14 protein-coding genes and 1 riboswitch are annotated in these 15820 nt (G+C 54.3%); of the genes, 8 read left to right on the forward strand and 6 right to left on the reverse strand.

Features of this window, described 5'->3' with window-relative positions:
• Window positions 1–100 precede the first annotated feature (100 nt).
• Window positions 101–1210, forward strand: coding sequence for an iron-sulfur cluster carrier protein ApbC (gene apbC, locus KP80_RS18960; RefSeq protein WP_052285193.1), 1110 nt, complete (start codon window positions 101–103; stop codon window positions 1208–1210).
• 53 nt (window positions 1211–1263) lie between these two features.
• On the opposite strand, the gene KP80_RS18965 is transcribed toward apbC, so the two are convergent.
• Entirely contained in the window at window positions 1264–1581 is a 318-nt protein-coding gene (locus KP80_RS18965; protein ID WP_052285194.1) for an RcnB family protein, read from the reverse strand.
• Window positions 1582–1735: 154 nt separating this feature from the next.
• On the opposite strand from KP80_RS18965, the gene KP80_RS18970 reads away from it, so the two are divergent.
• Window positions 1736–2626 carry a LysR family transcriptional regulator gene (locus KP80_RS18970; protein ID WP_052285195.1) on the forward strand — a complete coding sequence of 297 codons (891 nt, stop codon included), beginning with the start codon at window positions 1736–1738 and terminating at the stop codon, window positions 2624–2626.
• 71 nt (window positions 2627–2697) lie between these two features.
• Here the strand turns inward: KP80_RS18970 and speG are convergent, their stop codons facing one another.
• The 3 genes from speG to KP80_RS18985 all read right to left on the reverse strand — a co-directional run bounded on the left by speG (window position 2698) and on the right by KP80_RS18985 (window position 6642).
• Window positions 2698–3255: a spermidine N1-acetyltransferase gene (gene speG, locus KP80_RS18975; protein WP_052285196.1), complete on the reverse strand. Its 558-nt coding sequence runs from the start codon at window positions 3253–3255 to the stop codon at window positions 2698–2700.
• A 243-nt stretch (window positions 3256–3498) separates the two neighbouring features.
• Window positions 3499–4842, reverse strand: a complete 1344-nt coding sequence (locus KP80_RS18980) for an NCS2 family permease (RefSeq protein WP_052285197.1) — start codon at window positions 4840–4842, stop codon at window positions 3499–3501.
• 18 nt (window positions 4843–4860) lie between these two features.
• Window positions 4861–6642, reverse strand: coding sequence for an adenine deaminase (locus tag KP80_RS18985; RefSeq protein ID WP_052285198.1), 1782 nt, complete (start codon window positions 6640–6642; stop codon window positions 4861–4863).
• Window positions 6643–6767: 125 nt separating this feature from the next.
• Between KP80_RS18985 and KP80_RS18990 the strand changes: the two genes are divergently transcribed.
• A complete protein-coding gene (locus KP80_RS18990) occupies window positions 6768–7694 on the forward strand; it encodes a LysR family transcriptional regulator (RefSeq protein WP_052285199.1) in 927 nt (308 codons plus the stop codon).
• A 21-nt stretch (window positions 7695–7715) separates the two neighbouring features.
• Here KP80_RS18990 and KP80_RS18995 read toward each other — a convergent pair whose 3' ends face one another.
• Together KP80_RS18995 and KP80_RS19000 are read right to left on the reverse strand one after the other, a co-directional pair.
• Window positions 7716–8138, reverse strand: coding sequence for a universal stress protein (locus tag KP80_RS18995; protein ID WP_052285200.1), 423 nt, complete (start codon window positions 8136–8138; stop codon window positions 7716–7718).
• Between the two features lie 140 nt (window positions 8139–8278).
• The gene (locus KP80_RS19000; RefSeq protein WP_072129169.1) at window positions 8279–8758 is read right to left on the reverse strand and encodes a hypothetical protein; all 480 of its coding nucleotides are present in this window, start codon (window positions 8756–8758) and stop codon (window positions 8279–8281) included.
• A 774-nt stretch (window positions 8759–9532) separates the two neighbouring features.
• Here KP80_RS19000 and KP80_RS19005 point away from each other — a divergent pair.
• The 5 genes from KP80_RS19005 (at window position 9533) to thiD (ending at window position 15782) form a co-directional block, all read left to right on the forward strand.
• The gene (locus KP80_RS19005) at window positions 9533–10420 is read left to right on the forward strand and encodes an AraC family transcriptional regulator (RefSeq protein ID WP_052285201.1); all 888 of its coding nucleotides are present in this window, start codon (window positions 9533–9535) and stop codon (window positions 10418–10420) included.
• Window positions 10421–10471: 51 nt separating this feature from the next.
• A complete protein-coding gene (locus tag KP80_RS19010) occupies window positions 10472–12223 on the forward strand; it encodes an amidohydrolase (RefSeq protein ID WP_052285202.1) in 1752 nt (583 codons plus the stop codon).
• 374 nt (window positions 12224–12597) lie between these two features.
• A complete protein-coding gene (locus KP80_RS19015; protein WP_052285203.1) occupies window positions 12598–13935 on the forward strand; it encodes a bifunctional diguanylate cyclase/phosphodiesterase in 1338 nt (445 codons plus the stop codon).
• Between the two features lie 133 nt (window positions 13936–14068).
• Window positions 14069–14165, forward strand: a riboswitch (TPP riboswitch).
• A 34-nt stretch (window positions 14166–14199) separates the two neighbouring features.
• Window positions 14200–14985, forward strand: a complete 786-nt coding sequence (gene thiM / locus KP80_RS19020; RefSeq protein WP_052285204.1) for a hydroxyethylthiazole kinase — start codon at window positions 14200–14202, stop codon at window positions 14983–14985.
• Window positions 14982–15782 carry a bifunctional hydroxymethylpyrimidine kinase/phosphomethylpyrimidine kinase gene (gene thiD / locus KP80_RS19025; RefSeq protein ID WP_052285205.1) on the forward strand — a complete coding sequence of 267 codons (801 nt, stop codon included), beginning with the start codon at window positions 14982–14984 and terminating at the stop codon, window positions 15780–15782. Before thiM ends, thiD begins: the two co-directional genes overlap by 4 nt.
• Window positions 15783–15820: the final 38 nt, after the last annotated feature.

The raw sequence follows: 15820 nt of genomic DNA on the forward strand, positions 1-15820 counted from the left end.
TCGTCGTCTTTCAATTTGTTGGTACGTTGGCGGTATTCACGCAATTGCCGCCTTCCCGCAACTTGAAATCCTTAGAGTGTCAAACAACAAAGGAGTCGGGATGAACTCAGAATCCCAGGCCAAATCCCCTGAGCGTTTACGTGCGATGGTGGCCGGCACGCTGGCGAATTTCCAGCACCCAACCCTGAAGCACAACCTCACCGCGCTGAAAGCGCTGCACCACGTCGCCTGGCTTGACGACACCGTGCACATCGAATTGCAGATGCCGTTTGTCTGGCACAGCGCCTTTGAAGAATTAAAAGAGCAAACCAGCGCCGAACTGCTGCGGGTGACCGGGGCGAAAGCCATCGACTGGAAACTGTCGCACAGCATCGCCACGCTTAAACGTGTGAAAAACCAGCCGGGTATCAACGGCGTTAAAAACATTATTGCGGTGAGTTCCGGCAAAGGCGGGGTGGGTAAATCGTCTACCGCCGTCAACCTGGCGCTGGCGCTGGCCGCAGAAGGCGCCAAAGTGGGCATCCTTGATGCCGATATCTATGGCCCGTCAATCCCGAACATGCTGGGTGCTGAAAATCAGCGTCCGACGTCGCCGGATGGCACCCATATGGCGCCAATTATGGCCCACGGTGTGGCCACTAACTCTATCGGTTACCTGGTGACCGACGACAACGCCATGGTTTGGCGTGGCCCGATGGCCAGCAAGGCATTGATGCAGATGCTGCAAGAGACGCTGTGGCCGGATCTTGATTACCTCGTGCTGGACATGCCGCCGGGCACCGGTGATATCCAGCTGACGCTGGCGCAGAACATCCCGGTCACCGGGGCAGTTGTGGTCACGACGCCGCAGGACATTGCGCTGATCGACGCCAAAAAAGGAATCGTGATGTTCGAAAAAGTGGAAGTGCCGGTGCTGGGCATCGTGGAAAACATGAGCATGCATATTTGCAGCAACTGTGGTCACCACGAGCCTATCTTCGGTACCGGTGGTGCGGAGAAGCTGGCGGAGAAATATCACACCCAGCTGCTTGGACAGATGCCGCTGCACATCAATCTGCGCGAAGATCTGGATAACGGCACCCCGACGGTGGTGGCGCGTCCGGACAGTGAGTTCACCGAAATGTATCGTCAGCTGGCGGGCCGCGTGGCGGCACAGCTGTACTGGCAGGGTGAAGTCATTCCGAGTGAGATTGCTTTCCGCGCAGTGTAAGAGCGGATAAAGAAGAGGCCCGCAGGACGCTGAGTCCTGCGGGCCTTTATTCGTTAACGATGGTAGAAAATTTCGCCGTCGTAGATTTTGCTGATTTTGCCGTCGGTGTCGCCAATCAGAACATAGTTGCCGCCCATATACGTCCAGTGCGTCCCGGCATCCGGAGCTGGCAGGTTACGCAGCTGCCACTGTTTGATATTGTACTCTGGCGTCAGGTACATTGCCGGTGCGTTATCACCAATCTTGAACTGCGTGAAATCGGCAATGAACTCTTTGAGTTCATATTTCGCGATTCCGGTTGCTGGTGCTGCCCAGGCAGCACTCGCCGTAGCCAACAGTACGCCCAGAAGCATCATTTTTGTTTTACGCATACTATCCCCATTATTGTCCTGGATATAAAATTATCGCCCCGTATGATTCCTGATGGGCAGGCTCGATGGCAAGCGCTGCTTTCTTAAAAAATGTAAGCAAACGGCGGTTGCCTCCATTTTGAGGATTATTCTGCCCCGTCTTTGAGGAACCTTCATGTTCAGGCTGGAAGATTTATCCCTGTTCGTTCGCGCCGCCGCGCTCAGCAGCTTTAGCGAGGCGGCGCGCGAAGCCAGTATTCCCCCGGCGCAGGTCAGCTCGGCGATAAAACGGCTAGAGACGGCGCTCAAGATCCGCCTGTTTGCTCGCTCGACCCGCAGCCTGCGTCTGACGGTGGAAGGGGAGACCTGGCTGCCGTTTGCCGTACAAATGCTCGATACGCTGCAAGACGGCCTGCAACAAATCCATACCCCAGATGATGAAGTGCGCGGTACGCTACAAATCGCCGTGCCGTCCGATCTGGGACGTAATCTGCTACTGGACGTGTTTCGTCGTTTTCGTGAACGCCACCCGGCGCTACGGCTGCGTATTTTGTTCTCCGATCACCGCACCGATGTCTTTAAAGACCCGGTGGATGTGGCATTTCGCTATGGTGACAATGACGACGCCTCGTTTGTGTCGCTGCCCGTTGCCCCGGAAAACCGCCGTGTGCTGGTGGCTTCTCCGGCGTGGATAGCCCGCCATGGTGAACCGAAAACGCTGGCCGATCTCGAAAAGTGCAACGCGCTGACCTATGTGCTGCGCGGCAGCGTGTTCGATCGCTGGTCGTTGAGCCGGGATGGCGTGGAACATCAGGTACAGGTCTCCGGCAGTATTACCAGCGATGACGCGGAGGTTATTCGTCGGCTGGCGATTGCCGGGGAAGGAATTGCTTTTAAGTCGACGCTGGATGTCAGCGACGATCTGCGGGAAGGGCGGCTACAGGTGCTGTTGCCAAACTATCAGGGTGACAACGTGCCGCTGAATATGATTTGTCCGCACCGCAAGCAGCTTTCGGCGGCGGTACGTTTATTGTATGAAGAGGTGAAGACGCGCTGTGCCGGCTAATATTCCGGCAATAGAATGCTGGGGTTGTGGCCCAGCATTCAGTTACCGAACCTCATTCATCCGGCCAGAATTTATTGCGCTGTCGGTTTTAATATCCCGCCCGTTGTTTTGTTATGTTCCAAATACTGGTGCTGGAAAATACACATTCTGATCGTGTTACGGTATTCGCCATTAACGAAAAACTCATGGATTAACTCGCCTTCCTGAATAAAGCCAAGCTTACGATAAATATGGACGGCCTTGGCGTTCTCTTTATCGACGATGAGATACAGCTTATACAGGTTCAGTACGGTAAAACCGTAATCCATCGCCATCTTCGCCGCGCGGCTTGCCAGGCCTTTTCCCTGAAATTCTGGCGAGATGATAATCTGGAATTCGGCTCGGCGGTGAATATGGTTTATTTCGACCAGTTCCACCAATCCCGCATTGTTGCCATTAAAGGTCACAACAAAACGGCGCTCGCTCTGATCGTGGATATGTTTATCGTAAAGGTCGCTCAGTTCAACAAACGCCTCATAGGGCTCTTCAAACCAATAGCGCATCACGCTGGCATTATTATCAAGCTGGTGTACAAAGCGTAAATCTTCGCGCTCAAGAGGTCTTAATTTCACTTCTGATTGTTCTGACATGTTATTTCTCATGATGATTTCTACGCTGAAAATATATTAGCCCTTGATGGGGGAAATCATCAGGATTTTAAAATAATTACAATCTATTGAGTGTGAAACGACGGGGATTCACTGGCCAGAAGCGTTGTTGGCCGTTTTTATTCTATCGCTCGATAGTGAAATAAAGCCTCACTCCCGGACTGACCGTCATCTGTCAGGTGGTGGTGAGGCTATCAATTGATGACGACTGTTGCCCTACGTGGCTTAGTGTCTTACCAGCGTGGCGAAGTAGTAGACCAGCGGAACCGCGAGGATCCACAGACCAATGGGGATTTCACGCCATTTTCCGGCAATGGTTTTAATCACCACATAGAACAGCAGGCCGCCGGCGATGCCGGTACCAAAACTGTTGGCAATCAGGGTAATCATCACCATCATCAATACTGGCAGGCCGTCGGTGAAGTTGGCTAAATCAACCTTACGCAATCCGCTGAACATATTCAGGCCAATCAGAATCAGCGCCGGTGCGGTGGCTTCTTTGGGGATCATCAGCGCTACCGGGGTGAACAGCAGCATCAGCAGGAACATCACTGCTGCCGCCAGCGCCGTCAGGCCCGTTTTGCCGCCCGCTTCCGCGGCCGCCGAGGACTCAATCAGCGCGGTAGCTGCCGGGATACCCAGCCAGGGACCGACGGCGGCGGCAATCGAGTCAACCATAAACGGGCGGTTGATATGCGGCATATTGCCTTCTTCATCCAGTAAACCGGCTTCGCCGCCTACTGCCAGCGTGGTGCCCATGGTGGAGAAAAATTCCGAGGCGAAAAAGACGAACAGGAACGGCAGGAAGGCGATATTGAGTGCGCCTAGCATATCAATTTGCCCCAGCACCGGGGTTAACGAATGCGGCACATCGATAAAGTGGTTTGGCAGACGCGTCACGCCCGCAGGGATGCCGACCAGGGTAGCGAACAGAATAGCCCACAATATCGCCCCAGGAATGCGGCGAGCCTGAAGTGCAATGGCGAGGAACAGCCCGCAAAGCGCCACCAGTGCGCCCGGTGCGAGGAAGTCGCCGAGCATCAGCGAGTTGGTTTTGGCATTTGCCAGTACCAGTCCCGCATTACGAAAACCCAGTACCGCCACGAACAGGCCGATGGAGGCCGTTAGCCCAAGTTTGATTGATTGCGGCACCGAACGGGTGACCACTTCGCGCAGGCCAAATTTGGTCAACAGGAAGAACAGAATACCTGACCAGCAGGCGATGCCGAGGCCAATCGGCCAGCCGATGTGTTCGCTACCTGCTAGCGTCACGCCGACCAACACTGAACCGCCAATGCCGGGGCCAACGATAAACGGCAGGTTGGCGTAAAACGCCATCAGCAGCGTACCGCCGACAAACACCAGAATGGTGCCTGTAGTGGCCGCACCTTTGTCCATCCCGCCCACGGCCAACAGGCCCGGAATAACAACTAATAGATAGGCGGCGGCGAGAAAGCCGGTGACGCCAGCCAGACATTCAGTACGCAGCGAACTGCCGCGCGAAGAGAGCGCAAAACGGCGTTCCAGCCAGCTCCCGGAGGTTGTTGATTGAAGGGTGTTATCGGCCATTGCGTGGCGCTCCCATGATTATTGTTGTGTAGTGTGTTGTGACGAAATGACCGGATCGACAATCTGACGCGTGGTGCCGTCGGTCAGCCCTAAATCGGTTAAATGTGGCCCTGCGTTACAGGCAAGGCAGGTGCCTTCAATGGCTTTGAACACGCGGTACGGTGGTTCCCAATCGGCCACTTCAGCGCTCAAATCGCGAAGTTTGCGGAACGCGGCGGCCAGCTCAGCGGCTGGCTGGTCGGAAAGCATGCCGGCAATCGGCATCGCGACGTGGGCCAGGATCTGCTGATTTTGTGCCAGCGCCATGCCGCCGCCGGAGGCGATAAGCTGGTTTGCCGCCAGCGCCATGTCCTCGGCATTACGGCCCAACACCACCAGATTGTGCGAGTCGTGCGAATAGCTGGTGGCAATCGCGCCGCGCAGTTCTCCCCAGCCTTCTAAGAGTGCAATTTGCGGTTTGGCTTCGTGGCGGCCGTGGCGGTGCTTCACCCAAATCAGGCTAAAGCCCGCTGGGATTTGTACTTTGCCATCGCGGATCTCGACGTCCACTTCGCCCCACTGGGTAAAGCGCGCGCCGCGAATGTGGCGCAGACGCGCTACGCCGTGATTGATATCGCTCACACGCAGCGCAAAATCCTCGGCGCTGAGCGAGGCTAAACGCAGGGTATCACGCGGTGGTGTCACGCCCTCGGCGGCCGCAATCGGTGCAAGCAGTTTACCGTCGCGGGCAATTTGCTGACCGGCGACATACACGGCGCGGGCTTCAAGCTTATCCAGTGAATCAAAGACCACCAGGTCTGCGCGGCGCCCGGCCGCAATCAGCCCCAGATCGTTACGCTGCAGGCGGATAGCGGCGTTGAGTGTGGCAAAGCGCAGCACATCAGTGGCGTTCAGACCGTGTTCAATCAACAGATTGAGCAGGGCGATAATGCCGCCTTTTTCCAGCAGCATGTCCGGCGGCACATCGTCGGTACAGACGGTGATTTGCGAGGAGAGGTGCGGCAGTGTTTTCAGCGCCTTGACGATATCTGGCAACAGGTACGGGTGCGAGCCGCGAATTTCCAGCGTTAAACCCGCACGCAATTTTTCCAGCGCATCGTCGGCGGACGTCAGTTCGTGATCGGAGGTGACGCCCGCTGCCAGATAGGCCTGCAAATCGGCCCCGCTCAGACCGCGCGCGTGGCCTTCAATCAGCTTGCCGCTGTTGAGCCCAGCCTGCACGATCTCCTGCATCCGACAGCTGCCGTGGAGGACGCCGTGCATATCCATCACTTCCGCCACACCACGGACTTCCGGCCAGCCGAGCATGGTTTCCATTTCCGCACCGGCGAAATCGGCACCCGACATCTCCAGCCCCGGTGTGGACGGCACGCTGGATGGCGCGGCGACCATGACCTGCAAAGGCAGATGGCGGCTGGCTTCGACGGCGTAGCGCACGCCCGCGACGCCCAGTACGTTAGCGAGTTCATGCGGATCCCAGAATACGGCGGTGGTGCCCTGTGCCAGCACGATTTCGGCGTAGCGCTCCGGCGGCAGATGTGAGCTTTCGAGGTGGACGTGGGTGTCCATTAGACCTGGCGAGAGGAATACGCCCGGTAGAGAGTGGTGCTCAAGCGCATCGTCCCGGCTGCCGCGCGGGTGCACGCTGGCAATCATATCGCCGACAATGCCGACATCGGCATCACGGATTTCACCGGTGGCCATATCAACGATTTGGGCATCGGTGAGCAAAAGATCGAACGGGACTTCACCACGGGCGGCCTGTACGGCTCGGCGGCGGTTTTCAGCATTGCTGGACATAACAACTCCGGCGCAGGGATAATGAGCGCTACTTTAGGGGCAGAGCAAACGGTTGCCCAGATGAATAAATTTATCACCTGATAACTTCGGCTTATTCTGGGTGATTGTCTCGAGTGAAGCTCAATATGACCGAACCCTGGCAGCGGCTGCCCGCGCTCTCGCTAAAACAGTTGCAGTATTTTGTCACGCTGGCGCAGCTGCGTCACTTTACCGATACCGCGAATCGGCTGGCGATTAGCCAACCGGCGCTCAGCAGCGCGCTACGGCAAATCGAAACGGTGATTGGCGGCAAGCTGGTCAACCGTACTGCTTCGGCAGTGACGCTGACCGAGCTGGGGGCAGCAATTCTCCCCCATGCCCAGCGCGTGCTGAGCGTGGCGCAGATGGCGTTTCAGGATATTGAGCAGATTGTTGAAGCGGGCGGTGACGGCACGGTGCGTATTGGGCTGATACCGTCAGTCAGCTCGTTGCTGTTTCCCCTGCTGCCTGATGCGCTGGCACAAGCGTTTCCGCGTCTGCGGGTTGAGTTTCATGACCGGACCAACGACGCCCTGGCTCGCGACCTTGAAAGTGGGCAAATTGATTTTGGCGTAGGAGCGATAGACAGTTCGCTGCCGGAAGAACTCCAGCTTTTCCCGCTGCGTGAAGATCCATTGGTCGCCGTGCTGCATGTTGATGATCCGCTCGGCGGCCAGCCGCATCTGCCGTGGAAACTGCTGGCAGGGCGTGATATCGCGATGTTTTCAAAAGGCAATATTCAGCGCCTGGTCGGCGCGCTGGTGGAAAACCAGCGGCTGACGCTGAATACCCGCTATCAGGTAGATTATATTGAAACGCTTTACGGGCTGGTGCGCTCAAAGCTGGCGGTGGGAATTTTGCCTCAGCTTTACACCACGCATTTGCAGGATCCGGCGCTGCGGGTTGCCCAGCTACAGCAGCCTGCGCTAACCCGAACCGTGGCATTGATGCGCGGCCCACAGTTGTTACCGCCAATGATTGAAGCCTGCTTTACGCTGCTGCTTACGCAGTTGCGCGAAGGGGAGATGCCGTAAACTTTCCCTGCGATGGCGGCATTACGGCAGATGCTTAATCAGCACGTCCACGGTCAGGTGGTTGATATATTCCAGTGAGTGCGACGCCATCACTCCCAGCAGCCGGTTGTGATGCCCGGCGATAATCAGATCGATACCGCGTTTCTTCACGCACTCTTCCACATCCTCAAAGCGCCGCGTGGTTACCAGCGCCAGCGTTTCAACGGGCAGTGACACCGTCGCGGCCAGCTCACTCAGCAGTGCTTTGGCCTGAATCACCTCCTGCGACACATCGTCGTTCATCAGACTGTCAGAAACATAGTTCAGCGCCCGATAGTCGGTGCTGATGTGGGCGATGGTTATCTGCATTGGCGTTTCTTGCGCCATTTTGGCGGCATGCTGGAGTAGGGGGACGCCGTCAACACTGCTGTTGATCAGCACTAGCGCATGGTGATAGACGGGCATTAATGACCTCGACGTGTAGCGAAGAACTCTATGAATTTTGTTCCTGGTACGGAGAGAATGCAAATAGGGGTATAGAGCTTTTTTAACGTATAGGTTGCTCGTCAAAAAGGGGGCATAGGGGCCCCCTCGAATCAACCAGACTATTTCTGAGTGACGGTCAGAATTCCGTTATCGCGACCGTGGGTTTTATTCCACGATGCGCTGTCGATACCGTCGGCATTCATGCTCACGGAGATGATGTAGCCGGCACCATGAATTTCATAGAAATTGGCATTAATGTGTTTGACCGTTGCCTTCTTACCGTTAACGGTGGCGGTGAAAAAACCGTTGGACAAGGTGGCTTTGAGGACGTTAGAGGAAAGGGTGGCTTCGCGCATCGGATCGGCGACGTGTGCCGCCTGGGCGTGTTGTTCGGCCGTTGCGTTTGCGGCGTTAGCATAGGCTGCTGTCATCGCCGCATTATTTATACCCTGTTGCCGGTTTTGCTCAGATAAATAGCACGTGTCTTTAGAAACGCCTTGTGCTTCACATGCTGCCATCCGTTGTGCTGGGGAAGAGCAGCCAGCAAGAAATACAGTGCTCATCAGCCCCGCTAATACCATCATTTTTGCTTTCATCATTAACCTTGCTTTTTACAGAACATATCCACAATTATATTTATTCAAGTTCATCGCTGTTTTACGGAATAATGGAATAAATTCACCCTCCGCCTGTGCATGCTGATAAACGCGGTGATACCACTGTCAAACATGCCGCTAGCGACCTATGTGCTTAAAAGCCTATAGGCAATAATGGACTGGAATATTAATCATCTTTTTGCGCGGCAAACTTAGCCCGTTTGCTTTTATAACGCGAAGCAACTATCAGGCAAGTTGATTATATAAATATTGATTTAGATCATGCATGAAATCGAAAGCATCGACGTGTATTTCAGGAATGAATGAATTTGTTATTTTAGATGTAAAACAATATGTTACGTGGTTTCTTTCGTTGATTCTGTGAAGGGCAGCAGGATCATGGCTGATGCTGTTGAGAGCGTTGAGTTTTGCTGAAGCCCAATGATTTTATTCGGGTTTATTTTTACTGGCTATTATTTGATCGTTATTTTAGGTGTTATCAGTGCTTTCGTATGAAAGAAATGATGCGATAGACAGATTTATCTTAATTTATTGTTGTTAAATAAAATTTAAATATTGGTTTGGTAGTTTGATAGGTACTGCATCAATATTAAAAGCACTTAGCCTAAAATAATAACGGCAGAGAAAATGAATGGTAAGACAGGCGTTGTGATGAAGATTGCAGTCTGGCGAAAACCTACCGTTCACTTTTTGCGTTCTTCCTGCATACTGATTATCACTTACACGCTGAATACCGTTTGTCACTGAGAATCGACCATGCATCAGGATCACCGCAGGCCTATCTTTAAGGCGATGGACTACATCAGTCAGCATCTCCATCTGAACCCCACCCTCGAAGACATTGCGAACTCCGTCGCGCTTTCAAGCTTTCATTTTCATCGATTATTCCGCGCTCAGGTGGGGGAAACCGTGGCGGCTTTTACCCGTCGCCTGCGAATGGAACGGGCGGCGGCATGGTTGCTGACCTTTCCGCAAGAGGAGATCACTGGGCTGGCGCTGCGTATCGGTTTTTCCAGCTCGCAGAATTTTGCCAAAGCGTTTCGTGCCCACTTCGCCGTTTCACCGGGAGAATTTCGTCGCCGTCACATTCCGGCAACAAAGAGCAAGCCAGGAAACGTCACGCTGGAAAAAAGCCCCTATTCTCATTTCGCTGACCCCAGTATTGGCCTGCTGGCGGCGCAAATAATCCAGGCTTCGTCGCGTCGGGTCGCTTACATGCGAAGATTTGGCCCCTATGGCAAAGAGACCTGCCAGCAAACGCATCAGGACCTATTGGCATCGTTGCCCGTGCGGACGCCGTCGCAGCCAGCAGGGACCATTTGTGTTTATTGGGATGCGCCGGAAATCACCTCGGCAGCACGCTGCCGAACGGATGTGGCAGTGGAAATCGGCAGTACGGAAAAAACGGGTAGAGGTATCGCGGTACAGACGCTGGCCGGTGGAACTTACGGCGTATGTAAATTCGCGGTATTTGAAGCGCAGCTGGAGGCTGCCTGGGCGTGGGCGTTTGCATGGGTCGCCGCTCGTGGGTTTATTAAAAGCGATAAACCTTGCTATGAATATTATTATAACGAAACGGATGTTTCACAGAATTATTATGTTTTTGATATCTGTATTCCTCTACAGACAACACCGGAAGAATAACGCTTATACAAAATAAGAAATGAGTTTACTCACAATGTAACGGGGTTAATAATGAAGTTATCCAGGCTATTTCTGGTGTGCGCACTGGCCGCCACCTCTTTGTCTGCTATGGCACAACAGAAATCGACAACACTTATTTACGGCGGCGATATTTACAGTGCTGATCCAAAAAATCCCCATCCGCAAGCAATTGCGATTCAGGGGAGTAAGATCATTGCAGTTGGTGACTATCAGGATGTCCTGAAGCAGGTAGGGCAGGATACAGTGCACCTGGATCTCAAGGGGAAATATTTACTACCGGGGTTTATCGATAGTCATGTTCACGTCGCCTATGCCGGTTTTCAGACCGTCACCCTGGCATTTCCGGATGATATGAAAGATGCAGCGACTATTCGGAAATTTGTGGCTGAGAATAAAAATAACCCTCAGCGAGATCTTAATGGCGTGCAGTTTTACAGCAATCTTAATTTAGATTACTGGAATAATATTCCGTTGTTATCTTCTGTATTTAATGCGCCGGAATATCAGGATATTCCGGTCGTCTTAGCCGGTTCTGATGCCCATACCGGTTGGGCAAATCAGGCGATGCTGCGTAAAGCTAATTTAACGGATGAAATGCTGGGTACAGCCGAATCGGGTATTAAAGCGGGAACTGGATTAACAGCCGACGGGAAAATTAACGGATTTGTCGCAGAAGGCGCATGGGATTATGTGCTCAGCGCAATTCCGCCGGTGGACGATGGAAAAATTGCCCAGGGTATCCTCGCTGGAACGAAAGAGATGAATAGCTTCGGCATCACCGCATGGATGGACCCGATTAGCAACGTGCGTCCGCTGGCTCCCGTGTTTAATGCGTACCCTGGCCGCAACGACGAAGGATTGCTACCGGCGTACACCGCACTGGCGCAGGCCGGAAAGCTCAATGCCCACGTAACCGGTTTAGCGCTGGTGAATATTCACTCTACGCCAGCGGCTATTGCTGATGTGGTGGCGCTGAGGGACAAATTCTCCCACACGCCGGATGTTCGGCTGGGCGGGATCAAAATTTTCCAGGATGGGGTGATCGAGTATCCGGCTCAAACGGCGAAGCTCAGCGAGGCGTATCTCAATCGGCCGGGTTATAGCGGCGATAACACGCTGGATAAAAAGCAGTACTGCCAGCTGATTGCCAAAGCGGATGCGGCGCATCTGATTGCCCATTTCCACGCCATCGGCGACCGCGCGGTGTCGGAAGCGCTGGACGGTATTGCCTGCGCCCGCCAGCAAAATGGTGATAGCGGGGTGATGCACAGCATTACTCACCTGGAAGTGGTCAGCTCGCAAAGCCTGCCGCGTTTTGCACAGTTGAATGTTGCGGCATCAATGCAACTGCTGTGGGCCGGGAAGGACGTCGCATCCACGACGTTAATTGAGGGTAAAGTGCCAGCACCGCTGCTGAAGAATCTCTACCCGGCGGGTGATTTATATCGCCACCATGCGCTGATTGCCGGTGCCAGCGACTGGCCAGTGTCCAGCCCTAATCCGCTGCTGGCTATTTACACGGCGGTCACGCGAATGGGGGAGATGGGAGAACTGCCACCCGCCAGTGAGAAAATGCATCGTGAAGCGATGCTGCAGGCTTATACCCTGAATGCGGCCAAAGTGATTGGGCGAGATAAAGAGATTGGTTCAATTGAACCCGGTAAAAGCGCCGACTTTGTACTGTTTGACAGAAACCTGGAAAAGGTCAGTATTGAAAAACTGCGGGACGCCAAAGTGGTATGGACCATGTTTGAAGGTAAAGCGGTATATCAAACGCAATAAAGTGAATAATTAACCACTGCAATAATTAGGCCTTCGTCAGGAGGCCTGATTATTTAGGCTGGCTTATCCCAGAATTTCAAACGTCTCTCTTTTCGCAATCAGTTCTGCTATCACGTTCAAAAAGGGACGATGATTCTTGCTGTGGAATCATCTCCACATATTTCCTGATGACATTATGTCGATAGGGTCTTAGCGCTATGGATATGGTTTCATTTAGCGTCCCTCTCGCTGCGCTTTTTCATTGTATAGTGACCAGTAACTGTACTATCTTTAATCGCTGGTGCAGAACATAGCGATGCCGCGCTAGTGGTCGGTGGATATTTTCTCGGAAATGTCGTCGAACTCATTCTTATATTCAGGCCTTAAAATTCTCTATGGAATCGAATTCTCACGCGCCGTTGAGCAGTTTTATCGATCTCATGTTGGATGCTGTCTTCGCAGTTGATGCTCATGCCAATATCGTTTTTGCCAGTGCGTCATGCGAGCGTATTTTCGGCTACACGCCGAAAGAGATGATCGGCAAAAACATGTTTGATTTGATGCTGCCTGAAGATCGGGAAATAACTCGAAATTCGGTGGTGCAAGTCATGTCAGGTAATCCGCAGTTCCACTTCGAAAATCGCTATGTCCACAAGCAGGGACACATCGTCAATATTATGTGGTCTGCACGTTGGTCAGAGGCCGACCAATTGCGTATTGGCGTTGCTCGCGATGTTACCGAACGTAAACGATCAGAATCGTTGCAGTCCGCGCTATATTCCATCTCCGAAGCGGCGCATACGGCTGAGGATTTACTTAAGCTGTTCCAGCGTATTCATGAAATCGTCGGCACGCTACTTCCGGCCGATAACTTCTCGGTGACGCTCTACGATGATGAAACCGCTCAGATGCGTTTTGCCTATCATGTGGATGAATTTCTGGAGACACCGGCGCCATTTACGCTCATCCCTGGGACCTTTTATTTTGAGGTGATTCATACTGGCCAGCCGCTGCTGCTCACACCTGAAACGATGACCGAGCGCCTGAAAGCGCTGCATATCTCTTTTGGTATTAATCCATTTTGCTGGCTGGGCGTTCCGCTAAAAACGCACAAAGGTACGATTGGCGTACTGATGGTAAAAAGCTACCCCGGCGGCGTGTGCTACAACGAACAGGATCAGGAATTACTGCAGTTTGTGTCGACCCAGATTGCCACGGTTATTGAGCGTCAGCAGATGCAGGCCCGCTTGCAGCATCTGGCACAGTACGACCAGCTTACCGATCTCCCCAACCGCAGCCTGCTGTACGATCGCCTGAAAATAGCGCTTTCCACCGCCCGTCGCCAGCAGGGGAAATTATCGCTGCTGTTTATCGATCTCGATAAATTTAAACAGGTGAATGATGCACTGGGCCACCGCGTTGGCGATCAGTTGCTTCAGCAGGCCGCCCTGCGCCTGAAGGCGTGCGTGCAGGAATCCGATACCGTGGCGCGTATTGGTGGCGATGAGTTTGTGATTCTGGTTCAGGGGACATTTTTACCTGAAGACGCGGGGCGGGTTGCAGGGAAGATAGAAGCCGCATTCAACGCGGCGTTCACACTCGCAGGCCACCGTTTGATCATTACGCCCAGCATCGGTATCGCACGCTACCCAGAGCACGGAAACGACGAGCATCAGCTCCTCGAATATGCTGATAACGCCATGTATTTCGTCAAAAACAGCAAACGCTATTGAGAGGGATGCAGGCGGTTTAACCGCCGCTTGGCATCGCACATCGGCACGCTTTAGGGCTTGTTTGCCGCGCCTCCTGCTGGCATTATCCTGAATGCGATTAGCCGAACGCTAATCGCAACGAATTGATTTTGATTTGAATGACTCGGGGTGCCCCATCGATGATGGGCTGAGAAATACCCGTACCACCTGATCTGGATAATGCCAGCGTAGGGAAGTCAGAGACCACCTGGTCGTTGCTTCTTCGCGTTATGGCAGGAGCAAACCATGCAAGCCGACCTGCTAAGTCCCGCGCAACGCGCCCGCGTTGCCCATCTGCTTCATCAGCACGCCCCCCTCGTACACTGTATGACAAACGATGTTGTACAAACCTTTACCGCCAACGTGTTATTAGCCCTTGGCGCATCACCAGCGATGGTGATTGATGCTGGCGAAGCGACGCAGTTTTCCGCGATAGCCAGTTCGCTGCTGGTCAACGTTGGAACGCTCACGCAGCCACGCGCGCAAGCCATGCGTGCGGCGGTCGAAAGCGCCAATCGTAGCGGAACGCCGTGGGCGCTGGATCCGGTTGCGGTAGGGGCGTTGAGCCTGCGCAGCGATTTTTGTCGCGATCTGCTGCTTCTGCATCCGACGGCCATTCGCGGCAACGCTTCAGAAATTATGGCGTTGGCTGGGGAGAGCGCGGGCGGACGTGGCGTTGATACCACCGATACCGCTGCCGCAGCACTGCCGGCAGCGCAATTACTGGCGAGAGAGAGCGGGGCGATTGTGGCGGTGACCGGCGAAGTGGATTACATCACTGACGGCCAGCGTACGTTGATGGCACAGGGCGGCGATCCGCTGATGACGCGTGTGGTCGGTACCGGCTGCGCGCTATCGGCGGTAGTGGCGGCCAGCTGCGCGCTGCCGGGCGATCGGCTGGAGAACGTTGCCGGTGCCTGTGCACTGATGAAATACGCCGGTCAGCAGGCGGCGAATGGCCGTGGGCCAGGAAGCTTTGTTCCGGCGTTTCTTGACGCGCTGTATGCGATGAACGAGGAGGAAAACGCATGAAACGGATTAATGCACTGACCATTGCCGGGACCGATCCAAGCGGCGGCGCGGGTATTCAGGCGGATCTCAAAACCTTCTCCGCGCTGGGTGCCTATGGCTGTACGGTGGTGACTGCGTTGGTGGCGCAAAACACGCGCGGCGTACAGTCGGTTTACCGTATTGAACCCGATTTTGTCGCCGCCCAGCTCGACTCGGTGTTTAGCGATGTGCGTATCGACACGACTAAAATTGGTATGCTGGCGGAGACCGATATTGTGGAGGCAGTGGCCGAGCGCCTTGCGCGTTATCGCATTCAAAACGTGGTGCTGGATACGGTGATGCTGGCGAAAAGCGGCGATCCGCTGCTCTCGCATTCTGCGGTAGAGACCCTGCGCCAGCGCCTGTTGCCACAAGTATCGCTGATTACACCAAACCTGCCGGAGGCGGCAGCGCTGCTGGACGCGCCGCATGCGCGCAACGAACGCGAAATGCTTGAGCAGGGGCGTGCGCTGCGGGCGATGGGCTGTGAAGCGGTGCTGATGAAAGGCGGCCATCTCGACGACGCGCAAAGCCCGGATTGGCTGTTTACCGCCGAGGGGGAAATGCGCTTTACCGCACCGCGCGTGGCAACGAAAAACACCCACGGTACCGGCTGTACCTTGTCGGCGGCGCTGGCGGCATTACGCCCACGTCACAACAGCTGGCAGGAGACGGTGCCGGTGGCTAAAGCCTGGCTGTCGCAGGCGCTGGCGCAGGCGGATTCGCTGGAGGTGGGCGAAGGAATTGGTCCGGTACACCACTTTCACGAGTGGTGGTAGTTTTCGCGCCGTTCGCCACCTATACTGGCACAGGACTT

Source organism: Kluyvera genomosp. 1 (genome assembly GCF_001266615.1).
In the GTDB taxonomy this organism is placed as follows: Bacteria; Pseudomonadota; Gammaproteobacteria; order Enterobacterales; family Enterobacteriaceae; genus Kluyvera; species Kluyvera cryocrescens_A.